Annotated in this window: 20 protein-coding genes; 11 read left to right on the top strand and 9 right to left on the bottom strand. The window is 63.3% G+C overall.

The genetic code is table 11. The annotated features are described in order from the left end of the window. Positions 1–234: 234 nt before the first annotated feature. Entirely contained in the window at positions 235–621 is a 387-nt protein-coding gene (locus QN347_RS06670; RefSeq protein WP_322161874.1) for a type II toxin-antitoxin system VapC family toxin, read from the bottom strand. Beyond that, positions 618–863 carry an AbrB/MazE/SpoVT family DNA-binding domain-containing protein gene (locus tag QN347_RS06675; RefSeq protein ID WP_322161872.1) on the bottom strand — a complete coding sequence of 82 codons (246 nt, stop codon included), beginning with the start codon at positions 861–863 and terminating at the stop codon, positions 618–620. Before QN347_RS06675 ends, QN347_RS06670 begins: the two co-directional genes overlap by 4 nt. 264 nt (positions 864–1,127) lie before the next feature. On the opposite strand from QN347_RS06675, the gene QN347_RS06680 reads away from it, so the two are divergent. From QN347_RS06680 to QN347_RS06695, 4 genes are all read left to right on the top strand, one after another. Continuing rightward, positions 1,128–2,249, top strand: a complete 1,122-nt coding sequence (locus tag QN347_RS06680; protein ID WP_322161870.1) for a tyrosine-type recombinase/integrase — start codon at positions 1,128–1,130, stop codon at positions 2,247–2,249. A gap of 171 nt (positions 2,250–2,420) precedes the next feature. After that, entirely contained in the window at positions 2,421–6,014 is a 3,594-nt protein-coding gene (locus tag QN347_RS06685; RefSeq protein WP_322161868.1) for a class I SAM-dependent DNA methyltransferase, read from the top strand. 478 nt (positions 6,015–6,492) lie between these two features. After that, positions 6,493–6,771, top strand: coding sequence for a hypothetical protein (locus QN347_RS06690; RefSeq protein ID WP_322161866.1), 279 nt, complete (start codon positions 6,493–6,495; stop codon positions 6,769–6,771). 363 nt (positions 6,772–7,134) lie between these two features. Further along, entirely contained in the window at positions 7,135–7,407 is a 273-nt protein-coding gene (locus tag QN347_RS06695; protein WP_322161864.1) for a hypothetical protein, read from the top strand. Positions 7,408–7,432: 25 nt separating this feature from the next. Here the strand turns inward: QN347_RS06695 and QN347_RS06700 are convergent, their stop codons facing one another. The 6 genes from QN347_RS06700 to QN347_RS06725 all read right to left on the bottom strand — a co-directional run bounded on the left by QN347_RS06700 (position 7,433) and on the right by QN347_RS06725 (position 11,516). Further along, positions 7,433–8,401, bottom strand: a complete 969-nt coding sequence (locus QN347_RS06700; protein ID WP_322161862.1) for a magnesium and cobalt transport protein CorA — start codon at positions 8,399–8,401, stop codon at positions 7,433–7,435. A 186-nt stretch (positions 8,402–8,587) separates the two neighbouring features. Next, positions 8,588–9,895, bottom strand: a complete 1,308-nt coding sequence (gene lysA, locus QN347_RS06705; protein WP_322161860.1) for a diaminopimelate decarboxylase — start codon at positions 9,893–9,895, stop codon at positions 8,588–8,590. Between the two features lie 41 nt (positions 9,896–9,936). Next, the gene (locus QN347_RS06710) at positions 9,937–10,197 is read right to left on the bottom strand and encodes a hypothetical protein (RefSeq protein ID WP_322161858.1); all 261 of its coding nucleotides are present in this window, start codon (positions 10,195–10,197) and stop codon (positions 9,937–9,939) included. Next, positions 10,194–10,706, bottom strand: coding sequence for an SAM-dependent methyltransferase (locus tag QN347_RS06715; protein ID WP_322161857.1), 513 nt, complete (start codon positions 10,704–10,706; stop codon positions 10,194–10,196). The genes QN347_RS06710 and QN347_RS06715 overlap by 4 nt, the downstream gene beginning before the upstream one ends. 43 nt (positions 10,707–10,749) lie before the next feature. Then, complete coding sequence (locus QN347_RS06720) at positions 10,750–11,022, bottom strand: hypothetical protein (protein WP_322161856.1); 273 nt, start codon at positions 11,020–11,022, stop codon at positions 10,750–10,752. A 302-nt stretch (positions 11,023–11,324) separates the two neighbouring features. Further along, positions 11,325–11,516 (bottom strand): hypothetical protein, encoded by a 192-nt coding sequence (locus QN347_RS06725; protein WP_322161854.1) that lies wholly within the window; start codon positions 11,514–11,516, stop codon positions 11,325–11,327. Between the two features lie 300 nt (positions 11,517–11,816). On the opposite strand from QN347_RS06725, the gene QN347_RS06730 reads away from it, so the two are divergent. The 6 genes from QN347_RS06730 to QN347_RS06755 all read left to right on the top strand — a co-directional run bounded on the left by QN347_RS06730 (position 11,817) and on the right by QN347_RS06755 (position 19,675). Next, the gene (locus QN347_RS06730) at positions 11,817–11,906 is read left to right on the top strand and encodes a potassium-transporting ATPase subunit F (protein ID WP_322161853.1); all 90 of its coding nucleotides are present in this window, start codon (positions 11,817–11,819) and stop codon (positions 11,904–11,906) included. A gap of 13 nt (positions 11,907–11,919) precedes the next feature. Further along, the gene (gene kdpA, locus QN347_RS06735) at positions 11,920–13,611 is read left to right on the top strand and encodes a potassium-transporting ATPase subunit KdpA (protein ID WP_322161851.1); all 1,692 of its coding nucleotides are present in this window, start codon (positions 11,920–11,922) and stop codon (positions 13,609–13,611) included. Positions 13,612–13,624: 13 nt separating this feature from the next. Further along, entirely contained in the window at positions 13,625–15,652 is a 2,028-nt protein-coding gene (kdpB, locus tag QN347_RS06740; protein ID WP_322161849.1) for a potassium-transporting ATPase subunit KdpB, read from the top strand. 25 nt (positions 15,653–15,677) lie between these two features. Then, positions 15,678–16,271 carry a potassium-transporting ATPase subunit KdpC gene (gene kdpC, locus QN347_RS06745; RefSeq protein ID WP_322161847.1) on the top strand — a complete coding sequence of 198 codons (594 nt, stop codon included), beginning with the start codon at positions 15,678–15,680 and terminating at the stop codon, positions 16,269–16,271. Next, the gene (locus QN347_RS06750) at positions 16,268–18,910 is read left to right on the top strand and encodes a sensor histidine kinase KdpD (protein ID WP_322161846.1); all 2,643 of its coding nucleotides are present in this window, start codon (positions 16,268–16,270) and stop codon (positions 18,908–18,910) included. Before kdpC ends, QN347_RS06750 begins: the two co-directional genes overlap by 4 nt. Before the next feature lie 87 nt (positions 18,911–18,997). After that, entirely contained in the window at positions 18,998–19,675 is a 678-nt protein-coding gene (locus QN347_RS06755; protein WP_322161845.1) for a response regulator, read from the top strand. A gap of 579 nt (positions 19,676–20,254) precedes the next feature. Here QN347_RS06755 and QN347_RS06760 read toward each other — a convergent pair. After that, positions 20,255–21,433, bottom strand: a complete 1,179-nt coding sequence (locus tag QN347_RS06760) for an outer membrane beta-barrel protein (protein ID WP_322161843.1) — start codon at positions 21,431–21,433, stop codon at positions 20,255–20,257. A gap of 557 nt (positions 21,434–21,990) precedes the next feature. On the opposite strand from QN347_RS06760, the gene kdpF reads away from it, so the two are divergent. Next, positions 21,991–22,086, top strand: a complete 96-nt coding sequence (gene kdpF, locus QN347_RS06765; protein ID WP_322161842.1) for a K(+)-transporting ATPase subunit F — start codon at positions 21,991–21,993, stop codon at positions 22,084–22,086. Positions 22,087–22,185 lie beyond the last annotated feature (99 nt).

The following is a 22,185-nucleotide window of genomic DNA, read 5'->3' on the forward strand; positions in this document are numbered from 1 at the left end:
GCAATCCTCAATCGGTTCTCCGAAATAGGAACACCGGTGACCGTCCGCCTCTCATAACATCTTCAAGTAAAAGCGCGTTTATGCTCTCGCGACGTTATGCAACAAAGCCGTTTGAACAGCTCTTCTGTTCAAACAGGGTCGGTTGTGGGAATATTGAACCGTGGCGGTGATGGTCTAGAAGCTATCTATACACCTTACCCGCACTTACCTTACTCCAAAGCACAAGTGACCGCGTCAGCGGATCGCGACAACTTTTACACCGGCTGCGTCCGCCACTTTCTTCCAGTTTTGGTCGCTCGTCCAGACCGGAAGCCCGTCGCGCTGCGCCAGCGCTAGACAGAACCGGTCGCCAAGGCTGAGCCCTGCTTCGGCAGTAACGGCGCGCAGCCGTCCGGCAAGGGTGGCTAACGCAGGGTCAGCCGCGACGACGTCCATTGGCAACGGCTGCAGCATCGCGTCGACCTCGTGAGCGGGCATGCCGACATGGATGAAGTGGCTCACCACCTCGGCATAGTTGACGCTGCTGACCCGCGCGCCCGCGATCGCACCGGCGACTTTGGTAGAGCCTTTCTCACCTTTAAGCATTGCGATAAGCGCAGAAGCGTCGAGAACGACCCTCATTCCCCACTGTCCTCCCGGCGCCGGGCGAGAAAAGCATCAACAGACGCGTCCGAATTGCCGCCGGTGAACTGCTTGGCAAGCGCCTGCGCCCGGGCCACCGCTTGCGCGGCAGTGCGCAGAACCACGCCATCGGGCGTCTCGTCGAGGTAGACCGCGCCGCCGTCGGTGAGTCCTAAACGCTTACGAATGTCAGCAGGTAGGCTCATTCGTCCGTTCGGCGTGATGTTCACTAGGACGGTCATTGCGCATTTCTTTCGTAAGCAGCGTCTGAAATGCGACCTTAGTCATTCTGGTGCGGCGATTCAACGCGTGAGCCAATATGCCAAACAATGCTTTTTGTGGCATAGGGCTAACATTACACCACACTAACTAATTAGCGATAACCTTGATTCTCGCTAATTACATGCTGGCGTGGATTCTGGCGATCGGGTAGCTCGTTCCAACGATCGAGACGGTTATACGCGGGCAGCGGCCGAACGCATGAACAAACGGCGCAGGAGGTCGGCTTGGCTGATGATGATCAGATCGATGACACGGCACGCATCGACCGCGCGGACTTGGATGCAATCGTTTCTGACGCTCTGGTGGTCGTCGATCGTGTCCAGTCGCTTGAACCCTACCTCCCGCAGCTTGCCCCCCAAGATCGCGAGCGCGTCGACGACTATGTTCGTCGCGCATCCGCGGATGCTACCCTGCGCGCATACAAATCGGACTGGCGCCTGTTTTGCGCGTGGTGCCAGGAGAACGGCTACCGGCCGCTGCCCGCGACGCCGGCGACGGTCGCCGCGTTCCTGACGCTGCTCGCCGAGCGCGGGTTCAGTCCGCAGGAACTTCGTCGAACGAAGCGCGGAACGGTGCTGCCCCGCAAAGAGCCGATGCCGCTCGGCCGAGCGACGATTGGTCGGCGCCTCGCCGCGATCGTTTTCGCCCACCGCGCCGCCGACGTCGAGCCACCAACTTCTCAGCCCGACGCGGCGCGGCTCGAACGCGCGATGCGCGGTATCCGCAAGGACAAGCGCGGCGAGCTTCCAGGCAAGAAGCGACCTGCCGACGGCGACGTGTTGCGGGACATGGTGCGTGCGATCGTCGGCGATGATTTGCGCAGCTACCGAGACCGCGCGCTACTCGCGATTGGAATGGCGGGCGCGTTCCGTCGCTCCGAGCTCGTCGCGGTTACGGTCGGGCACGTCAGCCAAGACAGTCGCGGGCTGCTGGTGCGGATTGCGGCATCGAAGACCGATCAGGAGGGCAAGGGCCACACTGTTGCGATCCCGGATGGGCGCCGGCTTGAGCCCGTCCGCCATTACCGCGCTTGGCTGGAGCAGGCGGGCATCACGAGCGGGCCGGTGTTTCGTAAGCTCACGCCGCAGGGACGGCTCACTACTATGGCGATGAGCGCGCAGGGAGTGGCTTTGGTGGTGAAGGCGGCGGCGGTCGCGGCTGGTTACCCGCCGGAACTATTCTCTGGCCATTCCCTGCGCGCCGGGTTTCTAACCGAGGCTGGGCGGCAAAACGCCAACCTGTTCAAGATGAAGGAGCACAGCCGGCACTCGTCGCTGGAAATGGTGGCGGAGTATGTGCGCGATCATGAGCGGTTCCGTGAACACGCGGGCGAGAGCTTCCTGTAGACAAACTCATACACGGACGTTCACGCGTGGCATTCGGCTTCCCGGAACCGCCCGCTCGTTCATGCATCTTTTCGTCCTGAGGGCCGAAGAACGGAGCAGCCAGAATCCTTAAAATAGTGCCAAATTTGGCCAAGGCTATGCAGTCGGGTGTTCGACGATTAGCCTAACGACATGGGGCCTGGAAAAATTGAAATTGAGCGGCTGGAAAAGCTGATTGAGAACGTCAAGCCGTCTGGCGGCTCGGAAATGTCTAATTACCAGCTTTTCGTTGAGCGGCTGACCGGCGCCCTCGGGCTCCCCCAGCCGGAATTCGCGCGTGAGCAGACCCGCTTCAACGACTATGTCTTCGAACGCAACGTCATCTTCCGCCATCCCAACGGCACCAGCTCGACGGGCCGCATCGATTGCTACAAGCGCGGCTGCTTCATCCTCGAAGCCAAGCAATCAGCCAAACGCCAGCAGTCGCTCGAGAGCGAGCAGCTCCTGCTCGCCGGGCTCGAGACCGCGCAAAAGCTCGGCCACGCCAAGCGCGGCACCAAGAGCTGGGACAAGGTGATGATCGCCGCCCGCCGCCAGGCCGAGAATTATGCCCGTGCCTTGCCCGTCGATCACGGCTATCCGCCCTTCTTGCTGATCGTCGATGTCGGCAACGTCATCGAAGTCTATGCCGACTTTTCCGGGCTCGGAAAGAATTACGATCACTTCCCCGATCGCCACAGCTACCGCCTGTCGATGGACGACCTCCTCCGCGCCCCAGTCCAGGCGCGGCTTGCGGCAATCTGGACCGAACCGCAATCGCTCAACCCTACCCGCAAATCGGCCGAAGTCACCCGCGACATCGCCGCCCGCCTCGCGAAAATCGCACGCCGTCTGGAAAAAAAATACGCCCCCGCCGAGATCGCCGAATTCCTGATGCGCTGCCTGTTCACGATGTTTGCCGAGGATGTCGGATCGGACAACGAAGCCGAGCGGCTTATCCCCAAAAAGGGTTTCGAATCCCTGCTCCACCAGATGATCGACACCCCGCAGCATTTCGCCCCGGCGATCGAGAATCTGTGGCGGACGATGAACAGCGGCGGCTATGACGCGCGCCTCAACGCCACGATCAAGCGCTTTAACGGCGGCCTGTTCGCCAATGTCCGAGCCCTGCCGCTCGACCAGGACGACATAATCGAGCTTCACAATGCCGCCAAGCGCGGCTGGGGCGATGTCGAGCCGGCGATCTTCGGCACCCTGCTCGAAAACGCGCTCGACAGCGCCGAGCGCGCGCAGCTCGGAGCGCATTACGCCCCGCGCCCCTACGTCGAGCGGCTGGTCATCCCGACAATCATGGAGCCGCTGCGCGCTGATTGGGAGGAAGTGAAGGCTGGTGTCGAGGACTTCCGCCGCCAAAGCGAACCCACCAAGGCGCTCCAGGCGGTGCGCGATTTTCACCACCGGCTGTGCACCGTCCGCGTCCTCGATCCCGCCTGCGGGACGGGCAACTTCCTGTATGTCAGCCTGGAACTGATGAAGCGCCTCGAAGGTGAAGTCCTCGATGCGCTTGATTCGCTCGGCGAAAACGAATCCAAGCTGCTGCTCGATGGCGAAACCGTCAGCCCGCGCCAGTTCTTCGGGCTCGAACTTAATCCGCGCGCCGTCCCGATCGCCGATCTCGTGCTGTGGATCGGCTTCCTCAAATGGCAGCTCAAAACCGTCGACGCCAAGGACATTCCCGAACCGATCCTCGACGCCTATGGCACGATCCGCCACCAGGATGCGCTGCTGGCCTATGACAGCAAGAATTTGGCACGCGACAAGCAAGGCAATCTCATCACCCTCTGGGACGGCGTCACCAAGAAGCTTCACCCGATCACCGGCGAGGAAGTGCCCGACGACAATGCTCGCCGCGAAACCTATATCTATGCTGGCGTGCGCCGCGCCGCATGGCCCGCCGCCGAATTCATCGTCGGCAATCCACCCTTCATCGGCGGCAAGGACATGCGCGCCGAGCTTGGCGACGGCTATGCCGAAGCCTGTTGGAAGGTGCGCCCAGAAGTCCCTGGCGGCGCCGATTTCGTCATGCACTTCTGGGACGAGGCAGCGCGGCATCTTATGGCCAAGCCGGCGAAGAAGGGCAGTCCCAATCCGCTGCGCCGTTTCGGCTTCATCACCACCAATTCGATCACCCAGACCTTCAGCCGCCGTGTCGTCGAACGCTGGATGGCCGCGAAAGACCCGCTGAGCCTGGTCTACGCGGTGCCCGACCATCCATGGATGAAGTCAGCCGATAAGGCCGCGGTGCGCATCGCGATGACGGTGTCGCAGGCGGGGAACCATGAGGGAGTGCTCGCGCAGGTCGTAAGCGAAGCTGACCTTGATACCGATACACCCAAGGTGGATCTGGACCGGCGCGAGACGATAATTACTTCTCGTATCACTGCCGGCGCAAACCTTGCTGACGCACGACCACTGCTTTCGAACGAAGGTATAGGTCATCAAGGATTTAAGCCCTACGGCGATGCCTTCTTTATCTCACAATCGGACGCGATCCGATTTGGCTTGGGATCAATAGAAGGTGCCGATGACCACATTCGACCATACTTGAATGGTAGGGCCCTGAATAACCGTTGGACTGGACGTTACTCTCTCGATTTTCATGAAAAGTCCGAGGACTTTGTCAGAGATACGTTTCCGGAGGCCTACCAGCATCTTTTAGATCGATCGAAACCGGTGCGCGTCCATGATAAGATGATTTACCGAAAGAACTACTGGTGGCGATACGGCCAGCCATCCACGCGCATGAGGGAAGCGCTCGACGACCTCACGAGGTATGTCGTTACTACTGAGACCGCGGCCCATCGTATATTCTCCTTTTTGGATCACGGCTTTGCGCCGGATCAGAAGATACGGGTGATCACCTTGGATCGCGCCGATAGCCTCGCGATCCTTACATCTCGCCTGCACGTGGAGTTCTCCTTTGCGACGGGTGGATGGCAGGGCGTAGGAAACGACCCGGTCTATCAGCACTCAAATACTTTCGATCCTTTCCCCTTCCCGATTTCCAGCACACCCCGCCTCGCCGAACTCGGGGAACGTCTCGACGCCTTCCGCAAGGAACGCCTTGCCGCGCACGACTTCCTTACCATGACCGAGCTTTACAATGCGCTCGAGCGCCTGCGCCAACTCGACGCCGGCATTGGCGTGCCGCTTTCCAAAGCCGAGCGCGGCATCTACGACGCCGGCCAGATCGCTATCCTCAAGGAACTCCACGACGAGATCGATCGCGAAGTCTTCGCCGCTTATGGATGGAGCGACCTCGCCGATCGGCTGGTCGGCAAGCCCGGCGGCACAATCCCCAGCCCGCACAAGAGCGAGGACCAGCATGCCGCCGAGGAGGAACTGCTCGTCCGCCTGGTCGCGCTGAACCAGCAGCGCATCGCCGAGGAGAAGGCCGGAATCGTCCATTGGCTACGCCCCGATTTTCAGCGCCCGCGCCTCGCCAACAAGGTGAAGGGCGAAACCCAGATCGAAGCCGATCTCGGTGAGGCGGTCCTGGTCGAGGATAATAAATGGCCCGTCGACGGCCTCGATCAGATTCGCTCGGTCCGCGATCTCCTCGCCCTCGCTGCCGCCCCGATCTCGGTTTCAACACTCGCCGCCGCCTTTGCCGGCCGCAACACCCCCAAGCGGCGCCAGCGCGTCGAACAGGTGCTTGAAACACTCGTTGCCACTGGCACTATCCGCCACGACGACGCCACTAGCGGCTATTACCTGCCAAGGTGACGTTGCGTATAGCTGTCTGAGATTAGCCGAGCTCGGCTATGGCGACCCATTCCCGGTCGCTCACGCAACCCTTTCCGCTTCCCGAAAGCAGTCGCTCATTGTTGTACGCGTACCGACTGCTTTGGCCGCTTCAGCCCGGCGCTTGACAAGCCTAAGTTGGGACGAAGCGGTCGTTCACTGATCCGATGCCGAAGGTCAGCTTCCGGCCGGAGCTGACGTGCAATTTGCCTCCGACGTCCGCTTGGAACGAGCAAGCCTGGACGATAGCCGACGGGCAACTTTGAGGTGACGCCTTATCGATAACCGATGATAAGTGCGCCGAGAGTGAGGCTTTCGAATTCTCGTTGTGGAGATCTGCGAGCCGCATAAGCAACAGCCTGAAGCTTCGAATTTTACGAATTTCTTACGGAAACAGCGTTCAATTCGTCGGGACTTTTTACGCCGATCGCACGCACTGTTGCCTTTAACAGGTGACCCGATGAAACAGCTTTCTCTTCGGAATTTTGACTTCAAGGTGCGGTTAAGCGGAGCAGGTCTGATTCTGCTCGCCGCGCTGTGCCTTTCCTTCCTGCCAGCGGACCGTGGCAATCCCAAGGCCCAGCCGAGCGCCTTCGAATTGTGCATGGCGTTGGTCGCGGTCTGTTCGGGCTGTTTTGGCGCGGCCTCGGTGTTTGAGGGCCGTCGGCTTTTCGAGCCGGTCTGCGATCCCCGCACGCGAAGAAATATGCACAGCGACGACGTGCGCGAAAAGCGATGAGCGCATTCCTATCACGGATGGGGGGAGCGGGACTGACCGCAGAAATATCCGCATCCGCTGCATCCGACACCCTTCTTGCCGCAGCGCCCGGAATGGACATGTCGCGCGTCGGCATTGCGACCGCGATGGCCTATCGCGCCTTGCTCCGTCGCGCCCCGGAACCAACGCGCATTCGCAGCCGAGCATGACTGATTTCGCGACGCTCGCTGCGATCCTGCTGTTCTGCGCTGCATCGTGCGTCGCGAGCCTTTGGTTAGGTCGACAATCGCGCCGCCGCGCTACCCGTCTCTCGCGCACACCCCGGCCTCGCCACGGGCAACCCGCGGCACGCGCTTTTGCACTTAAAGACAAGGGAACCCACCAATGACCTATGGATGGTCAGCACTTTGGTTCTTCGCGCCCAATCTGCTCCTGTGCATCATCCTCCTGCTGGTGTTGCGACGCCAGACCGCCTCGCACAAGCTGGCGATTGCAAAACTCGAAGCTCTCAAGCGCTCGCTCGACGCACTGAACGATGACGGCAAACCGGTCGATCCATCGGAGCAGTGTCGTCCGCAGCACGACCCATTGCCAAAGGCGGAGACAAAAGTTCGGTCGCGCTTGCGATCGGTCGACAATCTGCTGCGGCGGCGTTGACGCCTGCCGCTGCTCAACCGCTATCCTACAGCCACTTCAGCTTGCGGAACCTCGCATAGAGAAGCGTGCAGATCACGAAGATCGCTCCCAAAATGGCGAAATAGCCGTATTTCCAGCGCAACTCAGGCATGACGTCAAAGTTCATGCCGTAGATACCCGCAATCGCGGTCGGCACGGCAAGGATCGCCGCCCAGGCTGCTAGCTGGCGGGTGATCGCTCCGGTGCGCTGCTGCTCGATCAGATTGCCGAACTCGAACACCGATGTCAGCACGTCGCGCAGTCCGTCGACCATGGTCTCGACGCGCCGCGCGTGATCGAAGACATCGCTGAAATAGGGTCGCGCCTCCGGATCGATGCACGGCAGGTCGGTGCGCGCGAGCTTGCGCGCCGCTTCTTCCATTGGGACGAGGATGCGCTGGAAGCGGATCAGCTCGCGACGCAGCGCGAAGATGCGGGCGATCTGCTGGCGATCAAGGAAGGTGTCGAGGATGCGCGTTTCCATCGCCACGACCTCATCCTCGATTGCGCGGACGATGGGGAGATATCCGTCGACGACGAAGTCGAGAATGGCGTGAAGGACATAGTCCACGCCTTGCCCGAGCAGAGAAGGCGCGGCCTCGAGCTGATCGCGCAAGGGGCGGTGCGATCGGTCCGAACCCTGGCGCACGGTAATGATATGACTGTGACCGATAAACACTGCTGTCTGGCCATAATCGATCGCCGTGTCGTCTAGCCGTGCGGTGCGCGCGATAACGAACAATTGGTCGCCATAGACGTCGACCTTTGGCAACTGGCCGTCTCTCAGCGCGTCTTCGATCGCAAGCGGATGCAGCCCGTATAGCTCGGCCAGCGTCGCGATCTCCTCGGCGCACGGATCGCACAAGCCGATCCACACGAACTCCGAGCGGTCGTCCGCACGGTCGATGCGCTCGTCGATCGCGATATCGCGAACGCGGACGCCATTCTGGTAGAGGCAGGAAGCGACGACCGTCATGCGTAGAAGGTCACTGGGAATCGTCTCGCGGGTCGGACCCGTCGGATGCTGCGGGCCCAGTGCGGGTATCCGCCGTCGCGCGATCTGGCGAGCGCAGGGACAAGCGCCCACCGATGCGCGGCCGCGCCGCGAGTCCGCTTTGAGCGGAGGATGGCCGCGATGCGGGCGCAGAGTGTCGCGTTGCCATCACGCGGCCTTGCGCGCCAGGACGGGTTCGGACGTGCGGTCTTCGTCCGTGATCCATGCCGGGATATGCTGCGCCGCAAGCATCGCCTCGGGCGCGATCCGGTCGGCGACCACCGCGAATCGATCGCCATCGACCAGCACTTCGGGCACCAGCGCGCGACAATTGTAAGTCGACGCCATCGTCGCGCCATAAGCCCCCGCGGTACGGAACACCGCCAGATCGCCCGCTGACACCGCGTCGATGTCGCGGCCCATCGCGAAGGTGTCGCCACTTTCGCAGACCGGGCCGGCGATGTTGGCGGTCATGCGCGCGCCGGTCGGCCGGACCGCGACGAAGTCATGGAACGCGTCGTACAGTGCTGGGCGCGCGAGATCGTTCATCGCGGCATCGACGATCACGTACGGATCGACCGCGCCGGGTTTCACCCACAAAACCTCGGTCAGCAGGACGCCGGCGTCGCCGGCGATAAAGCGACCCGGCTCGAACATCAGCGCCACGTTCCAGTCGCGCGTCACCCGCCACACCATTGCGCCATACGCCGCCGGGCTTGGCATCACGTCGCCGGGGCGGTAGGACAGGCCGAGGCCGCCACCGAGATCAACGTGCGTGATGGTGTGCCCCGCCGCTCGCAGATCCGACACGAGTCGGCCGACCCGCGCATAGGCGATTTCAAGCGGACCCAGATCCGACAGCTGGCTGCCGATGTGGATCGCAATGCCGCGCAATGCGAGGCCTTCGAGCTTTGACAGCCGCGCATAGATGCCTAGCGCGTCGTCGATCGCCACGCCGAACTTGTTCTGCTTGCGGCCAGTCGAAATCTTGGCGTGCGTGCCGGCATCGATGTCGGGATTTACCCGAAGCACGGCCGGCGCGCGCTGGCCGCGCGCGGCGGCCATTGCGGCGAGGACGACACCTTCTTCTTCAAGTTCAAGATTGAACTGGCCGATCCCCGCGTCGAGCGCGGTGGAAAGCTCGCGCCGCGATTTGCCTACCCCCGAAAAGATGATGCTGCTGGCGGGCATCCCCGCAGCGAGAGCATGGAGCATCTCGCCTGCCGACACGATATCGGCACCATAGCCTTCGGCCGCCAGCAGCTTGAGCACGGCGAGGTTCGGATTGGCTTTGACCGCGAAGGCCAAGTGCTTGCGCCTGATGGGCGCGAGTCCAGCGCGAAACGCGCGCGCCGCGTTGCGCAACGCGGCGCTCGAATAGACATAGGCGGGCGTGCCGACCGCGGCTGCGATTGCGGGAAGTGCCACGTCCTCCACATAGAGGACGCCATCGCGACATTCGAAAGGGAGGGGCATGATGTTTCCGTAATTGAGAGAGACTCGGCCGCACGAGCAAATCAGGCGTTGCCGTCGCCGGAGCGCTTGCGGCGGCGATCCCGGATCGCCTGGGCGAGCAGCCGATGCCGGCTGCGTTCGACGCGCAATGCGGCTGGGACACGTTTTCCCTGGATCATGAGCACTAGGCCGATAAGCGTCAGGAGGAACGCCACCAGCATCATCCCGGTATGCGTGCCAGCGCCGTCTGCCAGCCGCACGGTAGCGGCGACGACGACGAGTGCTGCGCCGAGGCCGCGCCAGAAGAGATCACGGTGCGTCATGCCGCGGCGCGCCTGTAGGGCGGATGATCCGCAATCACGGCACGGCCAGCGCGGACCGCGGCACGGTCGGCGGTGGAAGCATTCGCGCCCCTGCCGCCGTGCCACAGCACGATGTCGGCGGGAAAATCGCTCTCCTCGCACAGCGCCGCGATCGGCTCGCCGCGCTCGAAGGTGATCCCGATCGCAGGATCGCGGACTGTGGCCGCCGCCGCGCGGGCGCGATCGACCAGCGCCGGTGCAGTGTCGACGCCGCGCGCTTCGATCGCGGTGAAACCAAGCGAACGGGCAAACCGGACGGCACAGAGCAAAAGTGATCCTGCTCCGCAATCGGCATCGACGATCCGAACGCTGCAGCGTTTGGCGGCGCGCAGCGCTGCCAGTGCAGCCGCGACTTCGGGCCAGCGTGTGTCACGGCAGCGCGGGCGGCGGCCGGCTGCGCTGCTGCGCTTGCGCGAGGCGGCCCGCTCGAGCGTTGGACCTTCGATCGTATGTTCGGGAGCGTAGGTCATTGCCGCGCCCGCGTGATCGCGCTGTGGAAAGGTCTCGGTCGCATCAGGCGGCCTTGCGAAAGTGCTGCGCGGTTTCCCACGGCTGGACCGGCGCAAAGGAGATCGTCGGGATGAGTGGTGTGGCCGCCACGACGATCGTGGCACCCGGGAACGCGTGCACCTCGCTCCGTGCAAATCCCATTGCGGCCGCGCGCGAAACGAAACGCCCTTCGAGCTTGCCGCCATTATCCTGGACCAGCCAATGGCCGGCACAATCCTGTCCAACTTTTAAGACCGGGCCGCTTTGATCGGGCTCCGGGTCGTTTGGCGATGTCATGCTACGGTTCCTTACGCTGACCACCCGCTGGATCCAGGACCGCAGTCGACGGTGAAGCACGGTACGGCCTGTCGCCCGCTCGAGCCTCCGAACGCCGTTTTCCGCGATCGTGATTGGATGGTCATGCAGGCAGTGAGATAGGCCGGCGTCGCATAAAGGTTCGATAGCGATTGATGGGCATTTGCGTAGAAAATGCGTAAAGCCGCTTAAGGTGCTATCGGCCCATTCTTTCCGCAATCGGCAGCAGTGCTGCGATAGCGATCGATATGCTGGACATTCCGCCCGGCGGGGATCTGTCAGGCTCAGCGTGGATCGCGATTCCCGTCGAACTCGGTCTGCCGGTTGGTTTCGCGCGGCGCGTCCGTGCGCACTCGCTTGCTCGCGATATTCTTGATTTTTCGATCATTAAGAAACAGCAGAACTCGTCGATAGATGTTCAGAATGATGAGCCCGGAAAGCACGGACAGCGATATAAGCATACCTTCGAGGATCATGAGCAATCTTCCTGGGCGAGCCGGAAGGAGGGCGCGCGCGCAGCTGCCTCGTGCGAAGACCAGCATGCGCGGCGGGTCGCCAAGGACCAAGCGAGCGCAATACGGTTGAATGGCATTAAGGCCCGATATCGATTGATACCTGTCGCGTATAAAGGGCGTAAAGTGTCCTGGCGGCCGAGCCTCCCGTCCAAAGCGCGCTTTTTTACGCGTTCTTTATGCTAATCGCCCTTATTCCATCGCGAGAGTTAATGCAGATCCGGCGCACAGGGGGTGCCTGAACCATCACAGGCGGGCCTCTCAATGTCCTTCGACCTTATTCTAGGCGGCATCGTCGCCGTCATCGTCCTCCTCTATCTGCTCGCTGTGCTCGCACAGCCCGAGCGGTATTGAGGAGCAGCGCACCATGACCCTCACCGGCTGGAGCATGATCCTCCTTTTCCTAGTCATCCTCGTCGCGCTGGCCAAGCCCGCCGGAAATTGGATGTACGCCCTCTATTCGCGCGAGACGCTGCCCTTGGGCTTCGTCGAGCGCGGTTTCTATAAGCTCGCCGGGATCGACCCCAAAGCGGAGCAAGATTGGGTCGGCTATGCCGTCTCGCTGATGGTGTTCAATTTGGGTGGCATCGCCTTGCTGTTCGCCATCCTCAAGCTGCAGGGCGTGCTGCCGATGAACCCGCAGGGGTTTACCGGCATGGAGACGCTGCTCGCGTTCAACACAGCGGTCAGCTTCGTCACCAACACCAACTGGCAGAATTACGGCGGAGAATCGGCGCTGTCGAACCTCAGCCAGATGGCCGGCCTGACGGTGCAGAATTTCCTGTCGGCCGCCGTCGGCTGTTCCGTCGCTTTCGCCTTCATCCGCGGCTTCGCGCGGCGCCAGGCGAACAGCATCGGCAATTTCTGGGTCGATATGACGCGGGTGACGCTCTACCTACTTCTGCCGATCTCGGTCGTGCTCGCGCTCGTCTATGTCGCGATGGGCGTGCCGCAGACCTTCGGGCCATCGATCGTCGCTACTACGCTGGAGGGTGCCAAGCAGACCATCGCGGTCGGCCCGGTCGCCTCACAGCTCGCGATCAAGATGCTCGGCACCAATGGCGGTGGCTTCTTCAACGCCAACTCCGCGCATCCTTTCGAGGATCCAACCGCGCTCGCGAACACGCTCCAGATGCTTTCGATGTTCGTGCTCGGCGCTGGCCTCACGCTCACCTTCGGCAAGGCGGTCGGCAATGTCCGCCAGGGCTGGGCGATTCTCGCTGCGATGCTGCTTCTGTTCATCGCCGGTGTCGCAGTCGCCTATGGCGCGGAAGCGGCCGGCAACCCGATCCATTACGCGCTCGGCGTCGCCGGGGGTAATATGGAGGGCAAGGAAGTCCGCTTCGGCGTGGCCGCGACCGCCATGTTCGCGACCGTCACGACCGCGACTTCGACCGGCGCGGTAATCGGCATGCACGACAGCTTCACCGCGATCGGTGGGCTCGTCCCGCTGTTCAACATGCAGCTCGGCGAGCTCGTTATCGGCGGTGTCGGCTCGGGCCTATATGCAGTGTTGGTCTACTGCATTCTCGCGGTATTCATCGCCGGGCTGATGGTCGGTCGTACGCCGGAATATGTCGGCAAGAAGATCGAGAGCCGCGAGATGAAGCTGGCCGTCATCGCCATCGCCATCCCGCCGCTGATGATCCTGGGCCTCACCGCGATCGCCTGCGTCACCGGCGCCGGGCTTGCCGGGCCGCTCGCCAAGGGGCCGCACGGCTTCAGCGAGATCCTCTACGCTTTCACCAGTGCGGCGGCCAACAACGGATCGGCGTTCGGCGGGCTCAGCGGCAACACCCCGTTCTACAATCTGCTGCTCGCGCTCGACATGTTCGTCGGCCGCTTCGGGGTGATCCTGCCCGTGCTCGCGATCGCAGGCGGTCTCGCCACCAAGCGCCGCGTGCCCGAGGGCGCTGGCTCGTTCCCGACCACTGGGCTGCTGTGGATTGGCCTGCTCGCCGCGATCATCGTGATCGTCGGTGGCCTCACCTTCCTGCCGTCGCTCGCGCTCGGTCCGATTGCGGACCAGGCGCAAGTCGCCGCCGGCACCGTGCTCTAAAAGGTCATATCCAATGGCAAATCAGAACGCTTCGCTCTTCACCGGTCCGCTGCTCACAGCCGCGGTCCGGGATGCCTTCCTCAAGCTCGATCCGCGCAAGCTGATCAAGACCCCGGTGATGTTCGTGACGGCGATCGTCGCGAGCCTCTCCACCATCCTGTTCGTCAAGGGCATCGTCACCGGCACCGGCCACCCGGTATTCGAGGGCCAGTTGGTCTTCTGGCTGTGGCTGACGGTGCTGTTCGGCAATGTCGCCGAGGCGCTCGCCGAGGGGCGCGGCAAGGCGCAGGCCGCCTCGCTGCGCGCCACCAAGGCCGAGCTCCGGGCCAAGAAACTGATCGGCGTGGCCGGCGCCTGGGAAATGGTCGATGCCACCTCGCTGGTGATCGGCGACGAGGTGCTGGTCGAGACCGGCGACCTGATCCCGGCCGATGGCGAAGTCGTCGCCGGTGTCGCCTCGGTCAATGAGGCGGCGATCACCGGCGAGAGCGCGCCAGTGATCCGTGAGGGCGGCGGCGACCGCTCCGCCGTCACGGCGGGAACGCGCGTCATCGCCGACTCGATCACCGTCAAGGTGACCGCCGGCGCGGGCCAGGGCTTCCTCGACCGCATGATCGCGCTGGTCGAAGGCGCGCAGCGCCAGAAGACCCCCAATGAGATCGCGCTGACTATTTTGCTGGCGGGCCTCACGCTGATCTTCCTGATCGCCGTCGGCACGCTGCCGGCATTCGCATCCTATGCCGGCGGAATGCTCGGCATTCCAGTGCTGGTCGCGCTGTTCGTCACTTTGATCCCGACCACCATCTCGGCCTTGCTCTCGGCGATCGGTATCGCCGGCATGGACCGCCTGGTGCGCTTCAACGTACTCGCCAAATCCGGCCGTGCGGTGGAAGCCGCCGGCGACATCGACACGCTGCTGCTCGACAAGACCGGCACGATCACGATTGGCGATCGCCAGGCGACCGCCTTCTTGCCCGTCCCGGGTGTCACCGTCGCCGAGCTGACCGCTGCCGCTCGCCTCGCCAGCCTGTCGGACGAAACGCCCGAGGGCCGCTCGATCGTCGTGCTCGCCAATGCCGACGGCAGCGCTGCTGTGGCGATGCCTGCGGGTGCTGAGGAGATCAAGTTCACCTCGCAAACCCGCGTGTCGGGTCTGCAGATCGGCGACCGCGCCTTGGTAAAGGGTGCGGTCGACGCGATCCTCAAGCGCCTTCCCGATGCGCCCAATGCCGATGCGCTCCGGAAAATCGCTGATGAGATCGCGCGCGGCGGTGCCACCCCGCTCGCAGTCGCTGACGGCAAACGCCTGCTCGGCGTCGTCCAGCTCAAGGACATCGTGAAGGCCGGCATTCGCGAACGCTTCGGCGAGCTGCGCCGCATGGGCATCCGCACGGTGATGATCACCGGCGACAATCCGCTTACCGCCGCGAGCATCGCCGCCGAAAGTGGGGTCGACGATTTCCTCGCCGAGGCGACGCCTGAGGACAAGCTCGCGCTGATCCGCAAGGAGCAGGAAGGCGGCAAGCTCGTCGCAATGTGCGGCGACGGCACCAACGATGCGCCAGCGCTCGCGCAATCCGACGTCGGCGTGGCGATGAACACCGGCACGCAGGCGGCGCGCGAAGCGGGCAACATGGTCGACCTCGACAGCGATCCGACCAAGCTGATCGAAATCGTGGGTCTCGGCAAACAGCTGCTGATGACGCGCGGGGCGCTGACGACCTTCTCGATCTCGAACGACGTCGCCAAATATTTCGCGATCCTGCCGGCGATCTTCGTCGCGCTCTATCCGGGGTTGGGCGGGCTCAACGTGATGCGGCTCGCCAGCCCCGAAAGCGCAATCCTGTCGGCGATCATCTTCAACGCGCTGATCATCCCCGCACTCGTTCCGCTCGCGCTGAAGGGCGTGAAGTACCGCCCAGCTCCCGCCGGCACGCTGCTCGCGCGTAACCTGACGGTCTACGGCATCGGCGGGCTGATCGCGCCGTTCATCGGCATCAAGGCGATCGATCTCCTCGTCGCTGCGCTGCACCTCGCTTGATCTCCGGGTTGAAGGACCTCTCAAGATGCTCACCGAAACCATCCGGGCTTTGCGCCCAACCGTCGTCTTTCTCCTGCTGATCACCCTCGTGACTGGCTTGCTCTACCCCGCCGCAATTACCGGCATCGCGCAGGTCGTCCTGCCGGTGCAGGCCAATGGCAGCGTGCTGAGCGATACCAAGGGTCAGCCGATCGGCTCGAGCCTGATCGCCCAGGGCTTCACCGGCGCGACCTACTTCCATCCGCGCCCCTCTGCAGCCGGCAAGGGCTATGATGCGAGCTCGTCGTCCGCGACCAACCTCGCGCCGGGGTCGAAGGATCTGCGCGATGCCATCGCCACCCGCGTGAAGGATGCGCGCAAGGAAGGCATGACCGGCGATCTCCCCGCCGACCTGGTCACCACGAGTGCCTCGGGGCTCGATCCCGATCTGAGCCCTGCGGCGGCCTTCCTGCAGGCGCCGCGGGTCGCCAAGGCGCGTGGCCTCGATGTCGCCAAGGTCAACGCCCTCGTCACCGCGCAGACCGAGACGCCGATCCTCGGCATCATCGGCGATGCCCATGTCAACGTTCTGCTGCTCAATCGACAGCTCGACGCACTTGCCGCTACAGCACCTAAGTGAACGACACGCGCCCCTCTCCCGAAGCGTTGCTCAAGGCGGCCCGGCGCGAGGGGCGCGGTCGCCTCAAGATCTTCCTCGGCGCCGCCCCTGGCGTCGGCAAGACCTTCGAGATGCTGCGCGAAGGCGCGGAATTGCTGCGCACCGGGACCGACGTCGTTGCCGGCGTGATCGAAACCCACGGCCGCTCCGACACCGACCGCCTGACCACGCCATTCGAAATCCTGCCCCGCGCGCAGATCGTCCACGGCGCGCACAAGCTCGAGGAGTTCGACCTCGACGCGATGCTCGTGCGGCACCCGCAAGTCGCACTGATCGATGAGTTCGCGCATACCAATGCGCCTGGCAGCCGCCATCCCAAGCGCTGGCAGGATATCGAGGAGCTTCGCGCGGCCGGGATCGACGTGCTCAGCACGCTCAACATCCAGCATGTCGAAAGCCTAAACGACGTCGTCGCCGGCTTCACGCGCGTCCGCGTCCGCGAGACCGTTCCGGATGCAGTGCTGGACGATGCCGAGATCGAGGTCGTCGATGTCCCGCCCGATGAACTGATCGCGCGCCTGAAGGACGGGAAGGTGTACATCCCGGCCGAAGCCACCCGCGCGCTCGGCCATTTCTTCTCCAAATCGAACCTGTCCGCCTTGCGCGAACTGGCGCTACGCCGCGCCGCGCAGACGGTCGACCGCCATTTGCTCGACCATGTCGCGAGTCTCGGTGAGGCCGGCACCTGGGCTGGCGGCGAGCGCGTGGTCGTCGCAGTCGGCGACCAGCCCGGCGGCGACGCGCTGATCCGCTCGGCCAAGCGCCTTGCCGATGCGTTGCACGCGAGCTGGACGGCAGTCGTCGTCGAAACGCCGCGCACCGCCACGCTGTCGGCGCAGGCGCGCGCGCGCATGGCCGATGCGCTTGATCTCGCCACCGGCCTCGGCGCGACGATTGCGACGGTGCCCGCGCGGAGCGTGCTAGAAGGCCTGGTGGCGCATATCCGCGAGGCGCGCGCCACCGCAGTCGTCATCGGAAAATCGCGCCGATCGTGGTGGTTCGAGCTGCGCCACGGCTCGGTCGTCGACCAACTGGTCCGCGGCCTCGATGGTGTCGCGATCCACGTCGTACCTGTTACCGAGCCGAGCGAGACTGTGCGGGAGACGCCCGGCACCCGGCCGATCTTCGCGCGCGGCAGCTTGATCGGCCTTGGGTTCGTGGTCGCTAGCACGGCCCTGTCGAGACTGCTCCTGCCATTGGTCGGCGCCAACGCGATCGACCTGTTGTACCTGCTTCCGGTGATCGCGACCGCCACGCTCTACGGCTTGCGCTCCTCATTAATTGCCAGTGTTGGCGCAGCGCTGGCGTACAACTTCTTCTTCCTCCCGCCGCTCTACACGCTGACCATCACCGACCCGCACAATGTCGTGACGTTGTTGGTGTTCGTGATCGTCGCGATCGTCGCCAGTCACCTTGCCGGCCAAGTGCGCCGCGAAGCCAATATCGGCGCACGCACCGCGACCGAAAACGCGGCATTGGCGTCGTTCGGGCAGCGCCTTGCCGCTGTGTCGGACGAATCGGGGACGGCTATCGCCACCTGTGAAGAGATCGCCGCACTGCTCGGTGTCTCGACCATCCTGCTCAGCGAACGCGACGGCCGTCACGTCGCGATCGCGGCTGCGCCGACGATGATGCAGCTCAGCCCGATCGATATCGCAGCGGCCGATTGGGCGTTCGATCGCGGCGAAGTGACGGGCCGAGACAGCGGCACGCTGACCGCGAGTGAATGGCAGTTCCATCCGCTGAAGACCGCGCTCGGCGTGCTCGGAGTCCTCGGCGTAGCGCGCGAGGGCAGTGGCGATCCGATCCCGGCCGACAAGCGCGTGCTGTTCGCCACGCTGATCGGCCAGGCCGCGCTGGCGCACGAACGCTTGCAGCTCGAGACGCAGGCGCGCGAGGTGAACGCACTCAAGCAACGCGATGATCTTCGCGCGACCTTGCTCTCGTCGATCGGGCACGACCTCAAGACCCCGCTGACCGCGGTTGTCGCTGCTGCCGATCATCTTGCGGGTGAGCACGGCGCTTCGCCGGCCTCTGCCACCCTCAAGAGCGAAGCGCGGCGCCTGCGCCGCGTTTTCGACGATCTCGTCGAGATGACGCGCATCGAGGCGGGCGCGCTGGTGGTGAAACGCGAAGCAACCGACCTGACCGACGCCGTCGCCGCCGCCGCGCGCGACCTGCGCGCGGAACTGGCCGGCCACAAACTCGTGCTCGACGTGCCGCCGACGCTGCCGCTGGTCGAAGCCGACCCGCGCATGCTGCACCATGTGTTGATCAACCTCCTCGGCAACGCGGCGAAGTTCGCGCCGGTCGGCTCCGACATCGTGATCGAAGGGCGCCGCACCCCCGACGGGCTAACACTCGGCGTGCTTGACGAGGGGCCGGGATTGCCGGCCGGTCAGGAAGCGCATCTGTTCGACCGCTTCACGCGGGTCGACGGCAACGATCGCACCGGCGGGACTGGTCTGGGCCTCGCGATCGTTCAGGGCTTTGCGCACGCCATGGGATTGCGCGTCAGCGCGGCAAATCGCGAAAACGAAGGGTCTGCGTTCGTCGTCGCCTGGCCACCCGCGTTGATATGCCGCTCGCTACCCGAATGATGCCGCCGCAGATCGACGACATGCGCTCTCGAAGCGCGTCTGATCACCCCGTTAGTCTGAATCGAATTTGATGGTGGTACGCGTATCATGACTGGCCAGATCCTCATTGTAGACGATGAAACCGCAATCCGGCGTCTGGTCCGCGGCGCGATCGAACGTGGCGGGCTTACGGCCGACGAAGCCGGTACCGCAGCCGAGGCGCTGACGTTTGCGCGACGTCCGGGGTGCGAACTCGTCTTGCTCGATCTCGGACTTCCCGACCGCGACGGAATCGAGCTGATTCCGTTTCTCAAGGCGCTGGACCGGATCGTGATCGTGCTCACCGCGCGCGATGCGATTGCCGAAAAGGTCGCGGCGCTCGACCTTGGTGCCGACGACTATGTCGTCAAACCATTCGATACGGACGAACTCCTCGCGCGCGTGCGGGTCGCGCTCCGCCGCCACCATGCACTCCCTGCCGGGCACGGGCGGTTACGCGCGGGACAACTCGAACTCGACCTTGCCGAACATCAGGTCTGGCGCGATGGCGAGCCCGTGAAGCTGACGCGCAAGGAGTTTGCGCTGCTTGCCGAACTGGCGCGTCATGCCGGCAAGCTCGTGACGCACGCGCATCTCTTGCGAACGATCTGGGGCGAAGGTCACGTCGAAGACGTCGCCTATCTTCGTGTCGCCATTCGCGCACTTCGTCTGAAGCTCGAAGCCGACCCGGCCGCGCCGACCTGTCTGATGAATGAGCCTGGCATTGGATATCGACTGATTACATGAGTGCGGCGTGATCGCATCGCAAAAGCCAGACCTTGCCGTGACCACGATCGTTATGAAGGTGGCTTAACGCGCCGCGCGACGCGGCCGGTATGCTGCCTTGCCCCGCGAGGTGGGTTTTCCGCGCTCAGCCGTGCTTCGGGCTCGAACCATAAGGTATGCCGCAACCGCGGCGCGACCACTGGCGGACGCCCTTGGATCTGCTACCGCCGTCATGAAGTCGTCGCCGGCCCTTTCGGCCGCATTCGGCATGCTGCACCGTGATCGGAATTTTTGACCGCGTCGGAATGCCGCACAGGCCCGGTCGCGTTTCCACCCGTCCCGCAGCGCTGCGCCTCTTACCAGCAACAGCAAACCGAAGCTCGCCACCACAAAGGCCAGTAGCCCGACCCCAAACCCCGGCGCACCGATCAGGCGCGCCACATGGCGCGCGGAGACCCCGAAGGGCAGGACCATGACGCACGTTATCACGACGAGAATGGCCGTGCCTGTGAGGCGGTGCCAAATATCGCGGCGGTTCATCATTGTCCTCGGTTTCACCATGTTGCGCGGCGCGAGGGTGTCGCGCGCCGCGCGTCCAATTCAGAAGAGGAAGCCGGTTTCGAGCAAACCGCGAACCTGGTCCCGCTTGTTGGCATCGTCGCCAAAGCCAAAGCCCGGCTCGAGCTTGCCGATCCGGGTGTAGGAGACCTCGCCACGGGCGAAGAAAATGCCCTTCTGGTAGGTCGGCGTGAAGGTCATCGACCAAGCGTTGCTGTGCGGACCATAAAGCAAATTGGTCGGCACACAGTCCGTCGCCAGACCGCAATCATCGCCTGACGATTTCAGGTATTCGCCACGCGCAGCGAGCGAAAAGTCCTTGGTGAGCGTGTATTTCGCCAACAGAGCGCCGCCATATGTCTCAGCAGAACGATTGAGGCCAAGCGCATCGTCACGGTCTACCCGATTATATTGCAGATAGGGCGTGAGCGTCAGGGGCCCCTCGTTATAGGTGTAGATGATGTTGAAGATGCTGCCGTTATTCTGTGCCAGCGGCGTTGCGTAGGAACTGCGCCGCGACCGCGAGACGCTGCCCGCGCCGACCAGCGTGATCGTGTTCGCGCTGTCGAACGCGTAGGCCAGTGTACCGGAAACCCAGTTGAACTTGCCCGAATAATAGCCGTCATTGAGCGACACCGCGGCGCTTAGCTTGCCGTGCGCATAGTTGACCTGGGCGCCGCGGCTGATTGCCGGCTCCTGGTTCCACAGGAGACCGCGTTCGACGTTCATGTTCTGGAACGTGAAGGTGGATTCCGCACCGACCATGGTCGGGAGCAGGCCGGCGGTAACCGAAATATCCCTGCTCAGCACGGCCTTGGCATAGGCCACCGGGACCGGACCGAAGAGCAGGTCCTGGGCCTTGCCCGACCGCAGATAGGACGTACCGAGCGCAGGCAGCGAATAGGCGCCGGCTTGAACGTACAGTTGGAGCGGACCTGTCGTAGTCTGGATCTCGACCTGCGCGTTGGAGACGTCGGCTGCGGTATTGGAGGTCACCGTTCCGGGCGTGCTCGTAACATGGCTTTGCGCCAACGCGATGCCGCTGACCTGACCCGTGACGGTCACGTCACCGAAGGGCCCTGCGTCCACGACGATCGGATGCGCATTGGGCGCGAGCGGCCCCGAGAAGCCTGGCGCGGCGACGGGGTCGGCCAAGGCGGCGGATGAGGCGAACAACAGGCCGCAGCTGCCAAGCAGCGCGAGCGCGCGCGCGTCGAGCACTTTGCGCGCGGTGGTCGGCCAGTCCTGAAAAGCGGACAGGTCGTGCGTCGGTAGGATACGAAAAGTCACCTATGGAATCCTTTTTGGGTGTCGATGCCCAGCGGCGATATCGACCCCGTCATAAAGATTCGCGATGGATCTTAGCCCGTTCGCATAAAGAACGCGTATGAATCGCATGAATGACAATTGCGTAAGGTCACGCCCAAGACATGATCAATACATTCAATAATTGTTCACATGATACACTTATTGAAAGAGTAGCCCCTCGCACTGCATGCACAGAACCCCATTGACATTATGATGTCCATTTTCCTCCTAAAGCTTGGGCGGATAAATGCTTAGCCCGCTCAGGTTTGGCGATCCTGCGCAATCGGCATTCCTTTATTCCATTTTTACGCCAGAGCAGGAAGATTCAGCGCCGCCTTTATACGCTGCTCCGTAGACAAACGCCGGCGACTTTTCGCAGTACCGGAGCGGCACCATGCGTCACACCTACCCCCAATACGACCATCCAATGACATATCGTTATGCGTTCATGGGGGCCACGGAGGCGCTCCATGGCCACTGAACTGGCTGCCGTGCTGGCCGGAATCTCCGCCGCTGGGCTGTTCGTCTATCTGTTCTACGCTCTCGTCAAAGCCGAGCGCTTCTGACCCCGCGTCAAACGGTTAGCCACTCTCTCAAGCAATGGTGAAACTATGGGCGACCTTACCTTCGTAACGGTAACTCTCGTCTTCTTTGTCCTGACGGCC

Source organism: Sphingomonas sp. 10B4, from assembly GCF_035019905.1.
In the GTDB taxonomy this organism is placed as follows: Bacteria; Pseudomonadota; Alphaproteobacteria; order Sphingomonadales; family Sphingomonadaceae; genus Sphingomonas; species Sphingomonas glacialis.

Coding starts and splice junctions, on each gene's coding strand:
- QN347_RS06695 (WP_322161864.1), top strand. CDS start 7,135: ATGACCTATGGATGGTCAGCACTTTGGTTCTTCGCGCCCAATCTGCTC.
- QN347_RS06700 (WP_322161862.1), bottom strand. CDS start 8,401: ATGACGGTCGTCGCTTCCTGCCTCTACCAGAATGGCGTCCGCGTTCGC.
- QN347_RS06725 (WP_322161854.1), bottom strand. CDS start 11,516: ATGATCCTCGAAGGTATGCTTATATCGCTGTCCGTGCTTTCCGGGCTC.
- lysA (WP_322161860.1), bottom strand. CDS start 9,895: ATGCCCCTCCCTTTCGAATGTCGCGATGGCGTCCTCTATGTGGAGGAC.
- kdpF (WP_322161842.1), top strand. CDS start 21,991: ATGGCCACTGAACTGGCTGCCGTGCTGGCCGGAATCTCCGCCGCTGGG.
- QN347_RS06715 (WP_322161857.1), bottom strand. CDS start 10,706: ATGACCTACGCTCCCGAACATACGATCGAAGGTCCAACGCTCGAGCGG.
- QN347_RS06690 (WP_322161866.1), top strand. CDS start 6,493: ATGAAACAGCTTTCTCTTCGGAATTTTGACTTCAAGGTGCGGTTAAGC.
- QN347_RS06685 (WP_322161868.1), top strand. CDS start 2,421: ATGGGGCCTGGAAAAATTGAAATTGAGCGGCTGGAAAAGCTGATTGAG.
- kdpB (WP_322161849.1), top strand. CDS start 13,625: ATGGCAAATCAGAACGCTTCGCTCTTCACCGGTCCGCTGCTCACAGCC.
- QN347_RS06710 (WP_322161858.1), bottom strand. CDS start 10,197: ATGACGCACCGTGATCTCTTCTGGCGCGGCCTCGGCGCAGCACTCGTC.
- QN347_RS06720 (WP_322161856.1), bottom strand. CDS start 11,022: ATGACATCGCCAAACGACCCGGAGCCCGATCAAAGCGGCCCGGTCTTA.
- kdpA (WP_322161851.1), top strand. CDS start 11,920: ATGACCCTCACCGGCTGGAGCATGATCCTCCTTTTCCTAGTCATCCTC.
- kdpC (WP_322161847.1), top strand. CDS start 15,678: ATGCTCACCGAAACCATCCGGGCTTTGCGCCCAACCGTCGTCTTTCTC.
- QN347_RS06670 (WP_322161874.1), bottom strand. CDS start 621: ATGAGGGTCGTTCTCGACGCTTCTGCGCTTATCGCAATGCTTAAAGGT.
- QN347_RS06675 (WP_322161872.1), bottom strand. CDS start 863: ATGACCGTCCTAGTGAACATCACGCCGAACGGACGAATGAGCCTACCT.
- QN347_RS06755 (WP_322161845.1), top strand. CDS start 18,998: ATGACTGGCCAGATCCTCATTGTAGACGATGAAACCGCAATCCGGCGT.
- QN347_RS06730 (WP_322161853.1), top strand. CDS start 11,817: ATGTCCTTCGACCTTATTCTAGGCGGCATCGTCGCCGTCATCGTCCTC.